The organism is Sodaliphilus pleomorphus, assembly GCF_009676955.1.
Taxonomy (GTDB): Bacteria; Bacteroidota; Bacteroidia; order Bacteroidales; family Muribaculaceae; genus Sodaliphilus; species Sodaliphilus pleomorphus.
Genome location: NZ_CP045696.1, coordinates 1,981,768 through 1,998,694, shown reverse-complemented (window position 1 = coordinate 1,998,694; position 16,927 = coordinate 1,981,768). Strand labels below are relative to the sequence as shown.

The window sequence follows — 16,927 nt, the reverse complement described above, 5'->3', positions numbered from 1 at the left end:
TGCTAATTGATATTTTCATAGCGCTCGTCGAGAATGTGGCCGGCTGCCTGGTCGAAGAGGTCGAGCAGCTTGTACTCGACGGTGCGGCCGGCGTACTTCTTGTTGTCGCGGCTCAGCTTGTTGAGGGCAGCGGTGAAGGTGTTGGCATCCACACTCTTGCGGCCGAAGAAGCCTTTCTTGGTGACCACATTGTGAATGATGCCGGCATAGTCGCTCTCGCCCGCATTGAAGAGCTCGACGTGGCGCATGTTGCCGTAGAGCTCGGTGAGCCACTCGGTGTAGCGGTCAAAGAACGGGCCGGTGAGGGTGCGGTAGAACTGGGTGGTGACAAAGTCGCTCTTGAGCTTGGGCTCGTCCTGGGTGAAACCCTGCCCTATCACGCCGGCAAAGGCTGTGCGCAGGTACAGGTAGAGCATGTGGAACTTGACCATGGGCTTGTAGATGGCGCGGCGGGTCTCCAGGCCGAAGGTGGTGAAGTCGACATCGAGCACATCCTTGTCCAGCCCGTACTCGAAGGCCTTGGTGGGCATGAAGCCGCCGCCGGCCGTGTAGAACTGGTCGTTGCCCATGCCGGCAAACTTGAGCGGGGCCAGGGCACCCACCAGCTCGACGAGATGGGCCGGGTCGTGCTGGTCTCTCACATTGCCCGGGTCGTAGTCGTAGGGTATCGAGGGCGTCTGGTCGCCCAGGTAGAAGATGGCGTTCACGTTGCGGTCGTTGGCGCCAGTGAGCGTCTCGTTGTAGTATTGCAACGCACTCTGGGTCTTGACCACAAAGTCGGCCTTGTCGATGCTCTTGCCCTGGCTGTTGTTGAGGCTGAAGTAAGGCAGCACGGTGAGCCCGCCTATGGGGGCGTCGCGCAAAAACTCCTTGTTGCTCACCTCGAGATTCTGAGCCTGGCGTATGTTCTTGACCATGATGGGGAAGCCCGCTGCACCAGTGCCGCCGAAGATGCTGGAGATGAAGAAAATGCGGTCGCCCTGGTTGAAGACGTTGGCAAAGGCCTTGAACTCATCGCTGTCTTTGATCATGTTGAGCGCCACGCTGCCAATGTTGGGCGAGCCCACAAAGCCTATGTTCATCTTGTTGTCGAGCTGATAGGGGGCAAAAAGCAGCGAGGTGAGCGCCTGGTTGGGCTCATCCATGGTGTCGTAGCCTATGAAGTCGGCGAAGCGCCGCTGACCCACTGCCTCCATGTTGAAGACAAAGCTGTCGTTGATCGTGGTCGAGGTCATGCCCATGACCTGGCGCAGGGTCGATATCTTGTTGGCAAAGAAGCCGTCGCCGTTCACCCCGCGGCCATAGAGCTTGTCGCGCACCAGGCAGTACTGGTTGAGCAGCTGCTCGGCGCGTTTCAAGTCCTCGTTGCTCTTGTGCGGGTCGATGATGACGGGCACGATCTCGAAGTTGGGCACAGGGCGGCCGTCGTCGTCGACCGGCCTCACGCCTGCCGCCGAGAGCATGACCAGCGACTTGAGCACCCGCGAGCCCGTTCCGCCTATGGCAAATATAAATAGTCTCATAATTTGTTTTTCAAGTTTGCAATTGGCAACTCTTTGTTTTTATTATCATTGTCTCTTTCTTGCGCTCGCCTGCCGGGTCTCATTGCGGGAAGGGCGTGTGGCGGCAGTTGCTGCTCCACCAGCGCATCGAGAACGAGGCCACCGTGAAGAGCACCGGCGCCCAAATGAAATTGGCGATCTCAAAGTCGACGGCCTGCGTGCCCAAGTCGAGCCCCTGGCTCTCGAGCATGCTGTTGTTGACCAGGTAGCACACTACCGGCGTGACGACCGTGACTGCCGCGCACACGGCCAGCCAGTGATACCAGCGGTCGAACTTCACCGAGTTGATCACATAGTAGAACAAGGCTGCCGCCCCCCAGGCTATGGCAATCGTGATCATGGCCATGATGCCATACACGCCGTAGTTGTACATGGCATTGCTGTAGTTGTTGTCGTAGAACATGAGCTCGTAGATGCGGTAGCTGAAGACCCCAAAGGCCACAGTGGCCACAATGCCAAGCACCAGATAAAGTCCTTTCTTTTTATCCATATAATTTTCTCTCTATATTTTTCAAAAAAATTGTCTTGTCGGTAGAAAAAGGCATGGCGTTGCCGCCGCATCACTTCTCGAGCCTGATGTGGATGGTGGCATAGCTGTTGCTGCCGCCAGCCGAGAAGGCGTCGTAGATGCCGCGCAAGAAGCGCTCGAGCCCGAAGGTGGTGTGGGCAAAGTCGCCCGCGGCAGGATTGCTGTCGTCGTTGCTGGTCGAGCTGGTGATCCACTGGGGGAAGTCGTTGCGCAAGTTCACAACGATCTCGTCGGCCGGCGTGTTGAACTTGCCAGTGAAGGTGATCACGTGGGTCATGCCCTCGAGAAAGCGGCGGTTGTTGCCCGTGACGTCGTTGGGCGTGATGCGCTCGACCTTGACAGTGAAACCGCTGTGCGACTGCACTGCATAGTTGGCAGCATTGGTGAGAAACACATCGTTCTTCTGCAGGGCATCGAGGTTGACAGCGATGCTGAAGGCCAGCACGCCCGTGAGCTTGTCGCCCTGGCAGTGAGTGAGCAAGGCAGCATCGTCGCGGTCGGGACGGAAGCGGCCCGCGTTGCCACGCCAGCTGGGCAGTATGTTGAACTTGAGCTCAGTCTGTGCCTGGTTGAAGCGGTAGCTGTTGAGCACGTTGCCCAGGTTCAGGAAGTTGGCATAGCTCTTGTCGGCCGCCATGCGGTCGATGAGCGAGGCGTCGGCCACGATGATGATGTAGAACGGGCGCGGGCCTTTGTACTGGAAAGGCACGCCGCTATAGGGGTAATACATGCCGTCGAAGTCGCCCAGCAGCTGCTCGACGATGACCGACTTGCCCTTGTAGTGCTTGAAGATGCTGGTGGCCAGGCTATTTTCCTCGTTGAAAATCTTGGCCGTGCTCACTCCCGCGGTGTTGCGGGGCGAGTAGATGAGGTCGGTGACCAGGATACTCACGTTGTTGGGCTTCTGCGCCTGGAAGATTTTGTCGAAGATGACCTTGAAATCGGTATAGGCGGGGTTGCCCGTGCCCTGGGTGGTGGCATAGATGTTGCGGTCTTGCAAAAACGAGTCGACCGTGCCGCGGTAGGGGTAGATGCCGTCGTTCACAATGTTGATGCTCACGCGCTCCTTGCCCGGGAAGTAGTTGATGAGGTCGTTGACGGCCTTCTTGAGCTGGCCGCTGCCCCCCTGCGAGTCGTAGGGCACCATCGACCCGCTGCGCTCGAAGTAGACCGTGAGCGAGAGCGGCTGGGCGGCATAGGCCTTCACGTTCCACGACATGGGCGGCCGCAGCTTCTGCCCTATGGCGTTGATGTAGCTGCCCAGGGCATCGACGTTGACATTGCCCTGGCCATCGATATAGTCACTGTACTTCTTGGGATTGCTCTTGAGCAAGTCGACAATGCGGTTGTAGCGCGCCTGGGTGGTGTCGCCCTTAACGAAGGCCTCTCTCACTGTCTTCTCGAGCGGATCGCCCCCGCCGCAGCTGGTCAGGACCGCCGTCATGGCCATGAGGCACAACGCCACGAGCGGAACAAGCCAAAATATTTTTTTCATCTCGTAACCACTTTATCAGTTTAACTAACAAATTTACAGAGAATGCCACAAACCACGGCTCATAGCATGTTAAAAAAAATTAACACGCCCGCGACAGCCCCGCAATGGCAGCAATACAAACAAAAAAAAGCTCGAGAATCGATTGACTCCCGAGCTGCTGCGGTGCGTACCGGACTCGAACCGGTGACCTCCTGCGTGACAGGCAGGCATTCTAACCAGCTGAACTAACGCACCAGTCGCTTTTGCGAGTGCAAAGATACGGTAAAATATTTTTATCCTGCAACATTTTTCCAATTATTTTCAAAAAAAAATTTTTTCACCCCCATCGTGGCGGGGCTGTAGCGGCATGCACGGCAAGGCCTGGTACACGGCGCGGCTGGACTATTGCAAGCCCATGGTCTTGAGGGCCTGGCGGGCGCTGGCGTCGCCGCCGCGGGCAGCCTCGCGCAGCCAGTGCAAGGCCATGTCGCGGTTTACGGGTGTGCCCAGGCCCTTGCCATAGCACAGGGCCAGGTTATACTGCGCATCCACCACGCCCAGGGTGGCCGCCCTCTTGAGCAGCACGAAGGCCGTGCGCAGGTCGCGTCCCGCGCCCTGGCCGTTGAAGTAGAGCATGCCCAAGTTGTAGGTAGCTTCGGGGTGATCCTTGTCGGCCGCCTGCCGGTAGTACTTGAGCGCCTGGCCGTAGTTGCCCGTGCTGGCATAGAAGAGTCCCAGCTTGAAGGCCGCCTCGGTCACGCCCAGCTCGGCAGCCTTGCGGTACCACTTCTCGGCCTCGATGCTGTCGCGCTGCACGCCGTAGCCTTGCATGTAGCACTCGGCCAGGTTGTACTGGGCCTCCTCCTGGCCCTGCATGGCGGCCATCTTGTAGTAGTCGACGGCCTTGAGGGTGTCGGGCTTCACGCCGTGGCCCAGCCGGTAGCACTGCCCCAGGTTGAACTGCGCCACGTCGTAGCCGTGCTGTGCCGCCCGGCTGAAGCAACGGTAGGCCTCGGCATAGTTCTTGGCGCTGGCATAGTTCAAGCCACGGTGCACGATTTGCTCGTCGGTGAGGCCGGCATACTCATCGACGGCGGCAGGCTGCTGCGCCCGTGCCGTGAGCACGACGGCGGCCGCGAGCAACACGATTGCATATTTCATCTTTAAACACATCACGAACGCAAAAATAGTGATTTTTTTGCTATTTTTGTGCTCGTGAATGGATATTGGCACAGGTATGGACAGCACTATCGCGCAATTGCCAAGCTGAGCGGGCCCATCATGGTGGCCCAGCTGGGCACCATCGTCACAGGCTTTGCCGACACCATGATGGTGGGCCATTACAACACGCCGTCGCTCGCGGCCGGCTCGCTGGTGACCACGGTGTTCAACCTGGTCATTCTGCTCTCGCTCGGGTTTTCCTATGGCATCACGCCGCTCGTGGGCGCGCTGGCCAGCCAGGGCGACAATCGCAAGGTGGGCGCCATGATGCGCCACGTGGCAGCGGCCAACGTGCTCCTCGGCCTGGTGCTCATGCTCGCCTCGGGGGCCTTCTACTTTGCGCTGGGCCACCTGGGGCAGCCTGTCGAGATCATGCCGCTCGTGAGGCCCTACTACATCATCATTTGGCTGTCGATGATTCCCGTGATACTCACCCACATCTTCAGGCAGTCGTGCGATGCCGTGGGCGACACGCAACTGGGCATGTGGATCTTCACCGCCGGCAACGTGCTCAACATCGTGGGCAACTACATGCTCATCTTCGGCAAGTGGGGCGCCCCCGAGCTGGGGCTGGCAGGTGCGGGGTGGAGCACGCTGGCGGCACGCTGCTTCATGGCTGTGGCCTATGTGGCGGCCATGCTCCTGGCCAGCCGCTACAAGGCCTACCACGAGGGCATCGCGCAGTCGCGCACCAGCTGGCACGACATTGCTCGCGTCACACGCACCTCGCTGCCCGTAGCATTGCAAATGGGGCTTGAAACAGGCATTTTCACCTTTGCCATGATACTGGTGGGCTGGATGGGCACCAAGAGCATGGCCGCCTATCAGATTTTGTTGCAAGTGGGCACCCTGGGCTTCATGATATACTACGCCTTCGGGGCTGGCATGGCCATAAAGATAGCCCACTACACGGGGCTGGGCGACAAGGCCGCAGTGCGCGACGCCGCCCATGCCGGCTACAGGCTCACACTCGCGTTCACCCTGCTGGCCTGCGTGATATTCATCACCACTGGCCGGTGGATTGTAGCATTCTTCACTGCCGACAGGGCCGTGATCGCCATAGCAGTGAGCATGCTGGTGCCCTTGTCGCTCTACCAGCTGGGCGATGCCACGCAAGTAACCTATGCCAACGCCTTGCGCGGCACTGGCCAGGTGATGAGCATGCTACGCGTGGCTGTGGTGGCCTACTTGCTCATAGGCCTGCCCGTGATACCTGCGCTTGCCTTCCTGGCCGGGCTGGGGCTGGCTGGAGTGTACTACGGCTTCTTTGTTGCGTTGCTCACGGCGGGCATCCTCTTTTGCCGCGAGTTCTACCGGCACCTCCTTTAGAGCAGCACCTGCTTGCACTGGGCAGCCGCCGCCGCCTGCTGCTGGTTGACATAGCTGAGCGCGGCACCTATGGCCGTGCAGTACTCGCTGTTTTCGGGAATGACAAACCTCACATCGTAGAGCTTTTCGAGCTTGGTGTACACCTCACGGCACTGCGGCAGCCGCGATAGGTTGCCGATGAGCACAAAATCGCGTGTGCCGCTCTTGAGCGAGCTCAGTATGGCTGCCGAGCCTATGGCCTGGAGCACCATGCAGATGAGCCCCAAGGCGATGTCCTCGCGGCTGGCATTGCCCTGCGCGTTGGCAAAGAGGCTTGCCGTGGCATCCATGGGCAGGCCCGACAGCGGCCGGGCCGAGATGTCGCCTATGCTCAGATTGATATTGGAGATGTCGCCCAGCAGCGCCATGTGAGAAATTTGCTTGATATCGTCGGTGTTGAGCAGCAGGCGGCTCAAGCCGTTGAGCGTGCCGCCGCCTATGCCAATGCCTCCCAAGTGGGCGATTTCACCGTCGTGATACGACACGAGCGAGGTGCCCGTGCCCATCGACACCACTATCATGTGCTTGAGCTGCGACTCAAACTGGGCGCCCAGGCCGTCGGCGAGAAACTCATCGGCCTTCTGTGTGGGCAGGCCGTAGATGGGCGAGTTGATATAGGCAGCGCCCACGCCGGTGAGCATGACACGTTCCACGTCGGGCAGATCGATGTGGTTGTCGTGCAGAAACTTGCCAAAAGCGCCATAGAGCGAGGTGACGGGGTCGGTGGCCTTGATCCACAGGGGCGAGATGACCTTGCCCTGGCTGATGCCCACAATCTTGGTGGTAGAGATGCCCACGTCGATGCCTATTGCTATCTTCATGTCGAGTGTGATATTGAGATTTATACTGTTGTCATGTGAGGGGCCAAAAGCCGAAGCTCTCACTGTAGCAATGTTTCCAGCTCGTCGACAATGTCGGCCGCAACAGCTGTCTTGCTCTTTTTGGGATAGTCGCGGCGCCCCGAGGCCGAGATGATGGCGACCTGGTTGTCGTCGGTGCCAAAGGTGGTGCCGGGGATGCGGGTGGAATTGAGCACGATGAAGTCGGCATTTTTCTTCTTGAGCTTGGCGCGGGCGTGCTGCTCCTCGTCGTTGGTCTCCAGGGCGAAGCACACGAGGCGCTGGCCTGGCTGCTTCATGCCGCCCAGCGAGGCGGCAATGTCGTGAGTGGGCTGCAAGTCGATGTGCAGGCCGCCAGCCCCGCGGTTGATTTTGGCACTGGCCACCCGGGCAGGCTTGAAGTCGGCCACGGCGGCACACAACACGGCAGCCTGGCAGCTTGGGAAGACCCGCGTGGCGGCGGCGTGCATCTGGTCGCAACTCTCCACGTCGATGCGCTCGATGCCCGGCGAGCACGAGAGCGACACCGGACCGGCCACAAGCGTGACCTGAGCGCCGCGGCGGTAGCACTCCTCGGCCAGAGCAAAGCCCATCTTGCCGCTCGAGTAGTTGCCTATGAAACGCACAGGGTCGATTTTCTCGTAGGTGGGTCCTGCGGTGATGAGAATGTGCCGGCCCTCGAGCGAGGGCGTGCTGTCGAGAGCACGGTCGAGGGTCTCGATGATGACTTCGGGCTCCTCCATGCGCCCCTTGCCCTCAAGCCCCGAGGCGAGAAAACCGGTGCCCGGCTCGATGATGCGGTTGCCATAGCTGCGCAATGTGGCCATGTTGTGCCGGGTCGAAGGATGGCGGTACATGTCGAGGTCCATGGCAGGCGCTATAAACACTGGCGCCTTCATCGACAAGTAGGTGGTAACGAGCATGTTGTCGGCAATGCCATTGGCCATCTTGCCCAGGGTGCTCGCCGTGCAGGGCGCGATGAGCATGGCATCGGCCCACAGGCCCAGGTCGACGTGCGAGTGCCACGTGCCGTCGCGCTGCGAGAAAAAATCGCTCACCACAGGCTTGTGGGTGAGCGCACTCAGGGTAATAGGGGTGATAAACTCCTTGCCGGCAGGCGTGATCACCACCTGCACCTCGGCCCCGCGCTTGACGAGGCCGCGCACGATGAGGCAAGCCTTGTAGGCTGCAATCGAGCCAGTGATGCCAAGCACTATTTTCTTTCCTTTTAGCATTGTTGCATGATGAGAGTGATAACGCCTGCAAAGGTATAATATTTTATTCACTCGACACAACATTGCACCCACTTATCGAGGGCAAAACACACATGGCACGCCGTGGTGCTGCACCACGGCGTGCCATGCAATGCGATCTTGCGGCGTGGCAGCCCGGTCAATTGCCCCTGCCGCCCTGCTGGCCGCCCTGGCCCTTGCCGGCGCCACCCACCACATCGCTGTTCTCGATGGTGACGCTCGATTTTTTCACCTGCGCCTTGAGCGAGCCGAAGCGGTAGCTCACCGAGACGGTGAGGCCGCGTACCGGCCATCTCATCCTGCTCCACCCGGTGTAGTCGCCTTGCGTGGTGTAGCTGGTCGAGCTCATGTACTTGCCCGAGAAGGGCACTTGGGCATCCAGCTTCACGGTGAGGCGGTCTTCTTTCAGGAATGACCGTTGCAGGGCGATGTCGGGCCAGTAGCTCACTTTTTCACGGCCATAAAGACCGTCGGGGCCGCCGCCAAAGCGGCCCACGCTCAGGGTGAGCCGCAGCTTCCAGGGCAGCTGCTGCGTGACATTGAGCCACGCGAAGCTGGACCAGCGCGCATTTTCCAGGCCCAGGTTGTCGCTCTTGTAGCGCTGACGGCCCAGGCCGCCGTTGAGGTAGATGCTGGTAGTCTTGAAAGGTTGCCACTGCACATAGCCGTAGCAGCCATAGTAGAACGATTCAAGCTCGTTGGCATAGGTAGAGACCGTCTTGTCGTCTTGCACAGTCTGGATGCCGGTGATGCCGTTGCGCGACCAGCTGATGGTGGGCGTGAGCGTGAAGGTGAGTTTGGCACCCGTGTGCATGTAGTTGAGCCGTGCCGAGTAGTTGCGCGCGCTCTTGAGGTGAGCGTTGCCATAGCTGATGCTGGTGGGGGTGCTTATCACTGCCGGGTTGAGGTAGTTGATGCCCGGGCGGTTGATGGTGGTGGCAAACGACAGGGTGAGGCTGTTGAACATGCCCATCTGGTAGCTCAGGCTGGCGCTGGGCACCCAGTCGTTGAGGTTGGTGTGGAAGCTGGGCTGGCCGCCGCCGGGGTACTTGGCCTTGAGATAGCTGTACTCGTAGCGCAGGCCGGCACGTGCGCTCCACGAGTTCTTGTGAAAGGTGTAGCTGGCATAGGCTGCGACCACTTGCGTGAGGTGGTTGAGGCGATTGTCGACGTCGAGCGTGTCGGGGTCGAGGCCCTCATAGTCCATAGTGGTGTGGCTCTTGTTGGAGCGATGTATATATTTCACGCCTGTTTCTATCTTGTGGTACTGGGCAAAGGGGCGTGTCCAGTCAAACTGGAAGGTGTGCTCAAGGAAGTTCTCCTTGCTGCGGTTGCCATAGCCCGTGTAGCCCATGGGGGCGTTCTCCAGGTTGAAATAGTCGTTCTCGCTGTGGGAGCGCGTGCGGCTGGTCGACACGATATAGCTCAGGGTGAGCGTCTCGTCTTTCACATGGGTCTTGTGCTGGTAGTCGAGCTGCCCGTCGAAGTTGTAGTAGGAGTACCGGGGCATGCGGGTGCGGGTGTCGAAGCTGTAGAGACGCTGGCCACTGGCATCGTTCATCCACTGGCTGGAGATGCCTTGATGGTTGAGGTGATAGGCATAGCCACCAAAGGCCATCGACACCAGGTTGAGCGTGTCGGGCTCCCAGCTCGACTCGATGTTGACAAAGTGCCCGTCGCCCTTGTTTCTATTGTCGCTCTTGGAATAGAGCTCATAGCCTGTGTCGTTGTAGTGGGTCATGCCCTCTTGGTGCTGCTGGCCACGGCGGTGCGACATGCGAAACATGCCGTAGTTCAGGCTGGTCACCACCTTGCCCACCTGGGCAGTGATGTAGGCATTGGGGTTACAGGAGCCGTAGTTGTCGAAGCGGATACCCACCGTGCCCGTGATGCCGCTCATGCTCGAGTTGTCGATGGTCACGATATTGAGAATGGAGCCCACGCCCTCGGCATCGTATTTTGCACCTGGGTCGGTGATGACCTCGATCCTCTTTATCATGCTGGCCGGTATGGCCTTGAGCACGTCTTTGGCATTGCCCGAGAGTGTGGGGTCGGGGTGGCCGTTCTTGTATATCTTGAAGTTGCTGCTGCCCTTGACCAGGATGTTGTCCTGGCCGTCGACGGTGACCAGGGGCACCTTGCGCAGCATCTCAAGGGCCGTGTTGGTCTTGGCGTCGTCGTCGTTCTGCACGTTGTAGGCAATGCGGTCGATTTCCTTGGTCACCACAGGGGCATGGGCGGTGATGGTGACACCGCTCAGCACGTTGTCGGCGTCCTTTATCACAATGGTGCCCAGGTCGACAGTCTTGTTGTTGTGCGAGAGCTGGAAGTCGCGCTGCACGCTCACCTTGCCCACGGCCGATATCACGGCCAGGTAGTCGCCGGGGCTGGCCAGCTGCTGCTTGTAGGAGCCGTCGAGGCTGGTCACGCCGGTCGTCACGACCCGGGTGGTGTCGCTGGCGCGGTAGATGCGCACTGTGGCATAGGGCTCGCCCTGGCCTGTGGAGTCGTTGAGTTGAAATTTCACGCTGTACTGTGCCAGGAGGGCCATGTTCACACACACAACCATCAGCACAAGTGTAAGGAGTTTCTTCATTATCGATGAGTTTGTTGAGTTTATACGCATTTGCCTTTTTGCCAAGCCGTCGCTGCCTGGCTTGTTGCAATTTTCACTTATAAGACGCAACGGTAGCGCAAAAAGTTTCACTCCGCCCCGTTTTTTTTTCAAAATCTCAAATTTCTTTATAAAAAAACACGCGGCACAGTCTTAGTCGCAAGGCGATGCCGCGTGTGTTGCAGTCTTCATTTTCTTGCTGCGCGAGCGCTAAAGATCGACCTCGATCTCGCCCACATAGGTCGCCGGCCCGGTGAGGTAGATGTTGTTGAAGGTGATGTTGCCGCTGGCCTTTTTCTCGGGTTCAAACTCCACGTGCAGCAGGCTGATGCGAGCCTGCACGGCATAGCGCACCACGCCGTTTTCCACACTTTCGGGCTGCACGCCCATCATGTAGGCAGCCAGAGCCGTGGCCACGATGCCCGTGCCGCAGGCCAGAGTCTCGTTTTCGACACCTTTCTCGTAGGTGCGCACGTGCAGCACGCCGTCGCGCACTTGCACAAAGTCGACGTTCACGCCCTCGGGGGCAAAGCGGGTGTCGAAGTAGCGATAGGCGCGGCCGTTGGCATACACGTTGGTGTGGTCGACATCGTCGACGGCGGTCACAAAGTGGCGGGCGCCGGTGTTGAAGAAGTAGCTGGTGTCGTCATATTTCTTAAATTCCTTCACGTCGCTCATCTTCAGGCGCACCACACGAGTGCAGTCGCCCAGCGCGTCGGTCTCGGGGCCTGCCTCTATCCAGCTCTCGTGGAGGCCGTCGGGGGCCTCAAACACGAAGTGGCGCTCGTCATTGGCGCTGGTCATGGCGGCATAGGCCGAGATGCAGCGGCCGCCGTTGCCGCACATCATGCCCGATGTGCCGTCGGGGTTGTAGAATTTCATTTTAAAGGCAGTGTCGTTGCTGTTGCCTATCACCATGAGGCCGTCGGAGCCGAAGCCCGTGTGACGGTCGCACAGGTGCACGATTTCTTCTTGACTGAGGTTGACTGTGTCGCGGCGGGCATCGGCAATGAGAAAGTCGTTGCCAGCGCCATGGAATTTGTATAGTTTCATCATCGTTGTGTTTTTTAGTTTTATTATAATTTTACTGCCCGGCATCGCACCGCAGGCCCAGGGCGTCGAGTTCCTCGCCTATGAGGCGGGCCAGCAGCTGCAAGCCCTTGTCGATGCGCTCCAGGTCCATAAACGAGAAGTTGAGGCGCATGGTGTTGAGCCCGCTGCCGTCGGGGTGGAAAAACGAGCCGGCCACATAGGCCACACCGTTGTCGAGGGCGCGGTCGTAGAACTTGACCGCATCAAAGCCCTGGGGCATGGTCAGGAACAGAAACAAGCCGCCATCGGGGCGGGTCCAGGTCACGCCCTGCGGCATGTAGCGGGCCAGCAACTCTTGCATGCCCTGGCAGCGCCGGCTGTAGAGACCCTTGATTTTCTCGATGTTGGCATCGAGACGGCCCGAGGTGACAAATTGGGTGGCAATATACTGGTCGAGTACGGGCGCACACAGGTCGAGCGACTGCTTGCACACATAAATCTGGTCGAGCAGCTGCGGGTTGCCCAGTATCCAGCCCAGGCGCAGCCCAGGTGCCAGTATCTTGGAAAAAGAGCCCAGGTGCAGCACGCAGTCGGGATCGAGCGAGTAGATGGTGGGCACGTCGTGCCCCCGATAGCGCAACTCGCGGTAGGGGCTGTCTTCTACAATCACAAAGCCGTGCTCCCTGGCCAGCTCCACCAGCAGGCGGCGCTGCGAGAGCGGCAGTGTCTCGCCCGAGGGGTTCTGAAAATCGGGGATCATGTAGAGAAACTTCACCTTGCGACCCTGCCTCTTGCACTGGTCGATGGCCTGCTCATAGCGTGCCCTGAACTCGCCGTCGTCGTTGCTGTGGGGCACGCCCACGATGTGGGCGCGGTAGGAGCGAAACGACTGCAAGGCACCCAAGTAGGACGGGTTGGAGGTGAGCACCACGTCGCCCGGGTCCACCATCACGCGGGTGCACACGTCGATGCCCTGCTGCGACGAGGTGGTGACCTGCACGCGCTCGAGAGGCACGCCGTAGCGCTCGCTCAAGGCCTGCCGCAGCTCGGGAATGCCTTGGGTGGCGTTGTATTGCAGTGCCTTGCTGCCATAGCGGTCGATGACCTGCAGGGCACTCTGCTTCACGCCCTCGAGGTCGAAAGCGTCGGGCGAGGGGTAGCCGCCGGCAAAGGAATAGATCTTGCTCAAGTCGACGCGCTTGAAAATTTCGCGCACGGGCGAGCGCATGAACGAGGCCGTGTCGGCCGAAAACAAACTGTCATAGTCCATATTATCGCAATAAATGTTCAAGCGTAATTGCGCCCGAGGTCTTCTCGTCGCGGTATTTCACAATCACAGGCGTGTAGAGGTGCACTCCGGCTTCCTTGCCGGGGCCTTTCACGATGGGACGGCTCCCTGCCACCACCACCGCGCCGGCCGGGATCACGATTTGCCCCTGGGCATTGGCAGTGATATAGCCGCCGTTGACCGCGTCATACACGGCCGTCGACCGGTTGATGACCACGCCGGTACCTATCACGGCATTCTCCTCGACGATGGTGCCCTCGTAGATGCCGCAGTTGCCGCCTATAAACACATTGTCCTCGACAATCACCGGCAGGGCGCCCACTGGCTCAAGCACACCGCCCAATTGCGAGGCAGCGGCCAGGTGCACGTTTTTGCCCACCTGGGCGCACGAGCCCACCAGGGCGTGCGAGTCGATCATGGTGCCGCTGTCGACATAGGCGCCTATGTTGACATAGGCTGGGGGCATCACAATCACGCCCGGTGCCAGATAGGCGCCGCGGCGAACGCTGCTGCCTCCGGGCACGATGCGCACCTTGTCGTCGAGCGAGAAGGTGCGGGGCGCAATGGTGTCTTTGTCGTAGAAGCTGAACTGGCCCTGACTCATGTCGGTGAGCACGCCGCAGGCAAAGCCCTTGAGGATTTCCTCCTTCACCCAGGCGTTCACCACCCAGTGGCCGTCGTTTTTCTCGGCCACTCTCACCTGGCCGCACTCGAGCTGGCGGCACAGGCGCTCAAAGTTTTCTTTGGCTGTTTCCATCGTTCACTTGTATTCACCTATCACTTTCTTCATGAGATCCATCGTTGCCGGGGTGGCGCTGGTGAGCGGCAGGCGCATGTAGGGCTTGCACAGGCCCAGCAGCGAGAGGGCGCCCTTGACCGGGATGGGGTTGCTCTCTACAAAGCAGTCCTTGTAGAGGGGCTTGAGCTTGTTGTCGAGCACCAGGGCCTCGCCCATCTCGCCGGCCAGCAGCAGGTGGCACAGGTGGCTCATCATGCGCGGAGCCACATTGGAGGCCACGCTTATCACGCCTTGGGCACCGCCAGCCATCAACGGGAACGTCTGGCCGTCCTCGCCGCTGAGCACGCTGAAGCCCGACGGGGCATATTTCCTGATTTCGAGCACCTGGTCGATGTTGCCCGAAGCCTCTTTCACAGCGATCACATTGGGCAGCTCGGCAACGCGCAGGGTGGTGTGGGCCTGCATGTTGGTACCCGTGCGGCCTGGCACGTTGTAGACCACGATGTTTTTGTCGGTCGACTGCGACACAGCCTTGAAGTACTCGAGCAAGCCGTCTTGCGTGGGCTTGTTGTAGTAGGGCACAACCACGAGAAATGCATCGGGGTCGTAGGGCTCCAGCATCTTGATGGTCTCGATGGTCTTTTTCAGCGAGTTGGTGCCGGCGCCCACCACCACAGGGCGGCCCTGGCACAGCTCCTTGGTGAGCGCCAGCAGCTTCTTCTTCTCGTCGTCTTCCAGGCACGGGGTCTCGGCCGTAGAGCCCAGCGGCACGAGAAAATCGATGCCGTTGTCGATTTGGCGGGTCACCATGCGGCCAAAGGCCTCGTAGTCTACCGTTTGGTCCTCGTTGAAGGGCGTCACCAGTGCGGTGCCGCAACCCTTAAGCAAATAGTTGTCTAACATGTGTTGAGGGAAGTTAATTGTTATTGTAAGTTCTTTACTATCATTTCTTGAAACTCGTAGATGCCGGCAGCCAGACCTTGCGTCATGGTGGCGGCAAGCACAGCGCCCTGGGCAAAGCCCTGGCGCGAGAAGGCCTCGTGCTCGATGGTGATGCGGTCGCACGCACCCTCGAAGCCCACCGTGTGAATGCCGGCAATCTCGCCCACACGCACCGAGGCGACGGCAGGCTCCACCCCCATGCCCGCTTGCACCAGGCCGGCCAGCGTCTTGGCCGTGCCGCTGGGCGCGTCGAGCTTGTGAATGTGGTGCTTCTCAACGATATAGGGGCTGTAGCCGCCGGCAGCGCCCAGCAACCTTGAGATGAGACTCACGGCGGCCGACATCACGGTCACGCCTATCGAGAAATTGGACGCCCATATCAGTGTGGTGCCAGCCTGCTTGAAGGCGGCAAACACATCCTGCTTGATGTCGTACCACCCCGTGGTGCCCACCACCACAGCCTTGAACTTGCGGGCCAGCTCGGCATAGTTGGCCCTGAATGCTGCCGGGGTGGAGAAATCGATGCACACGGCGTCGCGGGCCACGGCATCGTCGAGAGCGGCCACGTCGCAGGTCTTGGCCACGCAAGCAATGCCCTGCTGGGCAAGCACCTGCTCCACCATTTTGCCCATCTTGCCATAACCGCTTATCACGATTTTCAATGTTGATGTTGCATTTTCCATATCATTCAATATTGTTTTATAACTCTAAATATAGCTGCGCTATTGCGCAGCAATAATCTGCTTGAACATGCGCACATACTGGTCGCGGGCCTGGGCAATCTCGCTCAGCATCACACACTCGCCCGGCCGGTGTGCCACCAGTATCGAGCCTGGGCCGCACAGGGCGCGGTGCTTGAAGTTGGAGAGCCGCGGGGCATCGCTGCCAAAGGCCGCGATGGTGGTGTCGAAGCCCTCGAGCGTGGCATAGCTCATGGGGGTGTCGCCGCCCAGTGCCTCGATGTGCACGCGCTCGCCGGCCATGCCCTCGACAGTGGCAGTCACAAGCGCGTCGCTGGCCTGGGTGGTGCGCCAGTAGAGCCTGAAGCGCACCTTGTCGCTCAGCACGTTTTGTGGGTTGTCGCTCGCGAGGCGACCCAGGTTGTAGGTGGTAGTCCCCGTCACAGGATCGACGGGGAAACGCGTGGCCCGCAGCTGGTTGACAAAGTCGACAAAGAGCTCGATGGCGCTCACGCCCTGCTCGGGATAGCCCGAGTGGCAGCTCTGGCCCGTGATGGTGATGTCGAAGGCCTTGGTGCCCTTGCTGGCGGCCACCATCTTGTTGCCGGTGGGCTCGCCCACAATCACCCACTCGCCGCCTGGCTGGCTCCGGGCATAGGCCTTGGCACCGTGCGAACCGGTCTCCTCGCCCGCGAGCAGCAGCAGCGCAAAACCCGAGAGGCCCTCTCGCTCCAGCTCGCGGCAAGCCGAGTACATAGCCATGATTTGCCCCTTGGCATCGCAACTGCCGCGACCTTTCACCTTGATGTCGCCACCTGGGGCAGGTTCAAACTCGGGCGCGATGTAGGGAGGCACAGTGTCGAGATGGGTGCAGAAGTACACACGGGGGGTGCCCCACGAGAGCTGCAAGTTGAGCGTACCGTCGCCCACCTCCATGAGCCTGGCCTGGCACGACGATCCCTGTGGCAGCCGGCGCGCAAGCAGCAAGGCCAGGTCGCGCTCTTTGCCCGAGGTGGAGTCAACAGCCAGCAACTCCCTGTACAACTCAATATCGATACTTCTACTACTACTAATAGGTGCGTCCATTTTCCTTATCTACTTGAAATCATTTTGGTTGCTTGCCTGGCGCTCGCCACACGCGAGCATCCGCTTGCAAAGCAAATGCAAAATTGCTAAATTTCGCTTACATGGGCAAGAGGGCAATTGCGTTTTTATGAATTATTGAGGATTTCGCCCCAAGGCAACGCGACCTCGCAGCTAAGGTGCAAAAGCATGTTCAGCCAGCCATCGTTGAGACAGGGATTGCAGCCCTAACGGCCGGCCCCCTACTGAGCGCAATAGTTGGCAACTATTATTGTGGCGCCTGCCGCTACGTGGTTTCAATAA

General features: G+C 59.6%; 14 protein-coding genes and 1 tRNA gene. 1 reads left to right on the top strand and 14 read right to left on the bottom strand.

What is annotated here, in order from left to right:
• Positions 1 to 2: 2 nt before the first annotated feature.
• The 5 genes from GF423_RS07955 to GF423_RS07935 form a co-directional block, all read right to left on the bottom strand.
• Positions 3 to 1,523, bottom strand: a complete 1,521-nt coding sequence (locus tag GF423_RS07955; protein ID WP_154327841.1) for a hypothetical protein — start codon at positions 1,521 to 1,523, stop codon at positions 3 to 5.
• Between the two features lie 79 nt (positions 1,524 to 1,602).
• On the bottom strand, positions 1,603 to 2,052 hold the full coding sequence (locus tag GF423_RS07950; protein ID WP_154327840.1) for a hypothetical protein: 450 nt from the start codon (positions 2,050 to 2,052) through the stop codon (positions 1,603 to 1,605).
• A 70-nt stretch (positions 2,053 to 2,122) separates the two neighbouring features.
• Complete coding sequence (locus GF423_RS07945) at positions 2,123 to 3,586, bottom strand: hypothetical protein (protein WP_154327839.1); 1,464 nt, start codon at positions 3,584 to 3,586, stop codon at positions 2,123 to 2,125.
• Positions 3,587 to 3,746: 160 nt separating this feature from the next.
• Positions 3,747 to 3,820: transfer RNA gene (locus GF423_RS07940), tRNA-Asp, on the bottom strand.
• A 147-nt stretch (positions 3,821 to 3,967) separates the two neighbouring features.
• Positions 3,968 to 4,726, bottom strand: coding sequence for a tetratricopeptide repeat protein (locus tag GF423_RS07935; RefSeq protein ID WP_206113176.1), 759 nt, complete (start codon positions 4,724 to 4,726; stop codon positions 3,968 to 3,970).
• A 54-nt stretch (positions 4,727 to 4,780) separates the two neighbouring features.
• On the opposite strand from GF423_RS07935, the gene GF423_RS07930 reads away from it, so the two are divergent.
• Complete coding sequence (locus GF423_RS07930; RefSeq protein ID WP_206113174.1) at positions 4,781 to 6,115, top strand: MATE family efflux transporter; 1,335 nt, start codon at positions 4,781 to 4,783, stop codon at positions 6,113 to 6,115.
• On the opposite strand, the gene coaW is transcribed toward GF423_RS07930, so the two are convergent.
• From coaW to GF423_RS07885, 9 genes are all read right to left on the bottom strand, one after another.
• Positions 6,112 to 6,975 carry a type II pantothenate kinase gene (gene coaW, locus GF423_RS07925; RefSeq protein ID WP_154327836.1) on the bottom strand — a complete coding sequence of 288 codons (864 nt, stop codon included), beginning with the start codon at positions 6,973 to 6,975 and terminating at the stop codon, positions 6,112 to 6,114. The genes GF423_RS07930 and coaW overlap by 4 nt on opposite strands.
• A 59-nt stretch (positions 6,976 to 7,034) precedes the next feature.
• Positions 7,035 to 8,228: a bifunctional phosphopantothenoylcysteine decarboxylase/phosphopantothenate--cysteine ligase CoaBC gene (coaBC, locus tag GF423_RS07920; protein WP_154327835.1), complete on the bottom strand. Its 1,194-nt coding sequence runs from the start codon at positions 8,226 to 8,228 to the stop codon at positions 7,035 to 7,037.
• Positions 8,229 to 8,385: 157 nt separating this feature from the next.
• Positions 8,386 to 10,842 carry an outer membrane beta-barrel family protein gene (locus GF423_RS07915; RefSeq protein ID WP_206113172.1) on the bottom strand — a complete coding sequence of 819 codons (2,457 nt, stop codon included), beginning with the start codon at positions 10,840 to 10,842 and terminating at the stop codon, positions 8,386 to 8,388.
• A 228-nt stretch (positions 10,843 to 11,070) separates the two neighbouring features.
• Positions 11,071 to 11,916, bottom strand: a complete 846-nt coding sequence (gene dapF, locus GF423_RS07910; protein WP_206113171.1) for a diaminopimelate epimerase — start codon at positions 11,914 to 11,916, stop codon at positions 11,071 to 11,073.
• A 28-nt stretch (positions 11,917 to 11,944) separates the two neighbouring features.
• The gene (locus GF423_RS07905; RefSeq protein WP_154327832.1) at positions 11,945 to 13,162 is read right to left on the bottom strand and encodes an aminotransferase-like domain-containing protein; all 1,218 of its coding nucleotides are present in this window, start codon (positions 13,160 to 13,162) and stop codon (positions 11,945 to 11,947) included.
• A gap of 1 nt (position 13,163) precedes the next feature.
• Positions 13,164 to 13,937, bottom strand: coding sequence for a 2,3,4,5-tetrahydropyridine-2,6-dicarboxylate N-succinyltransferase (locus GF423_RS07900; RefSeq protein WP_154327831.1), 774 nt, complete (start codon positions 13,935 to 13,937; stop codon positions 13,164 to 13,166).
• 3 nt (positions 13,938 to 13,940) lie between these two features.
• Positions 13,941 to 14,822, bottom strand: coding sequence for a 4-hydroxy-tetrahydrodipicolinate synthase (gene dapA / locus GF423_RS07895; protein ID WP_154327830.1), 882 nt, complete (start codon positions 14,820 to 14,822; stop codon positions 13,941 to 13,943).
• A gap of 20 nt (positions 14,823 to 14,842) precedes the next feature.
• Positions 14,843 to 15,544, bottom strand: coding sequence for a 4-hydroxy-tetrahydrodipicolinate reductase (locus GF423_RS07890; RefSeq protein WP_154327829.1), 702 nt, complete (start codon positions 15,542 to 15,544; stop codon positions 14,843 to 14,845).
• Positions 15,545 to 15,583: 39 nt separating this feature from the next.
• On the bottom strand, positions 15,584 to 16,627 hold the full coding sequence (locus GF423_RS07885) for a M20/M25/M40 family metallo-hydrolase (protein WP_154327828.1): 1,044 nt from the start codon (positions 16,625 to 16,627) through the stop codon (positions 15,584 to 15,586).
• Positions 16,628 to 16,927: the final 300 nt, after the last annotated feature.

What these genes read in the sequence shown, in the direction of transcription:
- GF423_RS07955 (WP_154327841.1), bottom strand. Translation starts at nt 1,523, where the DNA reads ATGAGACTATTTATATTTGCCATAGGCGGAACGGGCTCGCGGGTGCTC.
- GF423_RS07950 (WP_154327840.1), bottom strand. Translation starts at nt 2,052, where the DNA reads ATGGATAAAAAGAAAGGACTTTATCTGGTGCTTGGCATTGTGGCCACT.
- GF423_RS07945 (WP_154327839.1), bottom strand. Translation starts at nt 3,586, where the DNA reads ATGAAAAAAATATTTTGGCTTGTTCCGCTCGTGGCGTTGTGCCTCATG.
- GF423_RS07935 (WP_206113176.1), bottom strand. Translation starts at nt 4,726, where the DNA reads ATGAAATATGCAATCGTGTTGCTCGCGGCCGCCGTCGTGCTCACGGCA.
- coaW (WP_154327836.1), bottom strand. Translation starts at nt 6,975, where the DNA reads ATGAAGATAGCAATAGGCATCGACGTGGGCATCTCTACCACCAAGATT.
- coaBC (WP_154327835.1), bottom strand. Translation starts at nt 8,228, where the DNA reads ATGCTAAAAGGAAAGAAAATAGTGCTTGGCATCACTGGCTCGATTGCA.
- GF423_RS07915 (WP_206113172.1), bottom strand. Translation starts at nt 10,842, where the DNA reads ATGAAGAAACTCCTTACACTTGTGCTGATGGTTGTGTGTGTGAACATG.
- dapF (WP_206113171.1), bottom strand. Translation starts at nt 11,916, where the DNA reads ATGATGAAACTATACAAATTCCATGGCGCTGGCAACGACTTTCTCATT.
- GF423_RS07905 (WP_154327832.1), bottom strand. Translation starts at nt 13,162, where the DNA reads ATGGACTATGACAGTTTGTTTTCGGCCGACACGGCCTCGTTCATGCGC.
- GF423_RS07900 (WP_154327831.1), bottom strand. Translation starts at nt 13,937, where the DNA reads ATGGAAACAGCCAAAGAAAACTTTGAGCGCCTGTGCCGCCAGCTCGAG.
- dapA (WP_154327830.1), bottom strand. Translation starts at nt 14,822, where the DNA reads ATGTTAGACAACTATTTGCTTAAGGGTTGCGGCACCGCACTGGTGACG.
- GF423_RS07890 (WP_154327829.1), bottom strand. Translation starts at nt 15,544, where the DNA reads ATGGAAAATGCAACATCAACATTGAAAATCGTGATAAGCGGTTATGGC.
- GF423_RS07885 (WP_154327828.1), bottom strand. Translation starts at nt 16,627, where the DNA reads ATGGACGCACCTATTAGTAGTAGTAGAAGTATCGATATTGAGTTGTAC.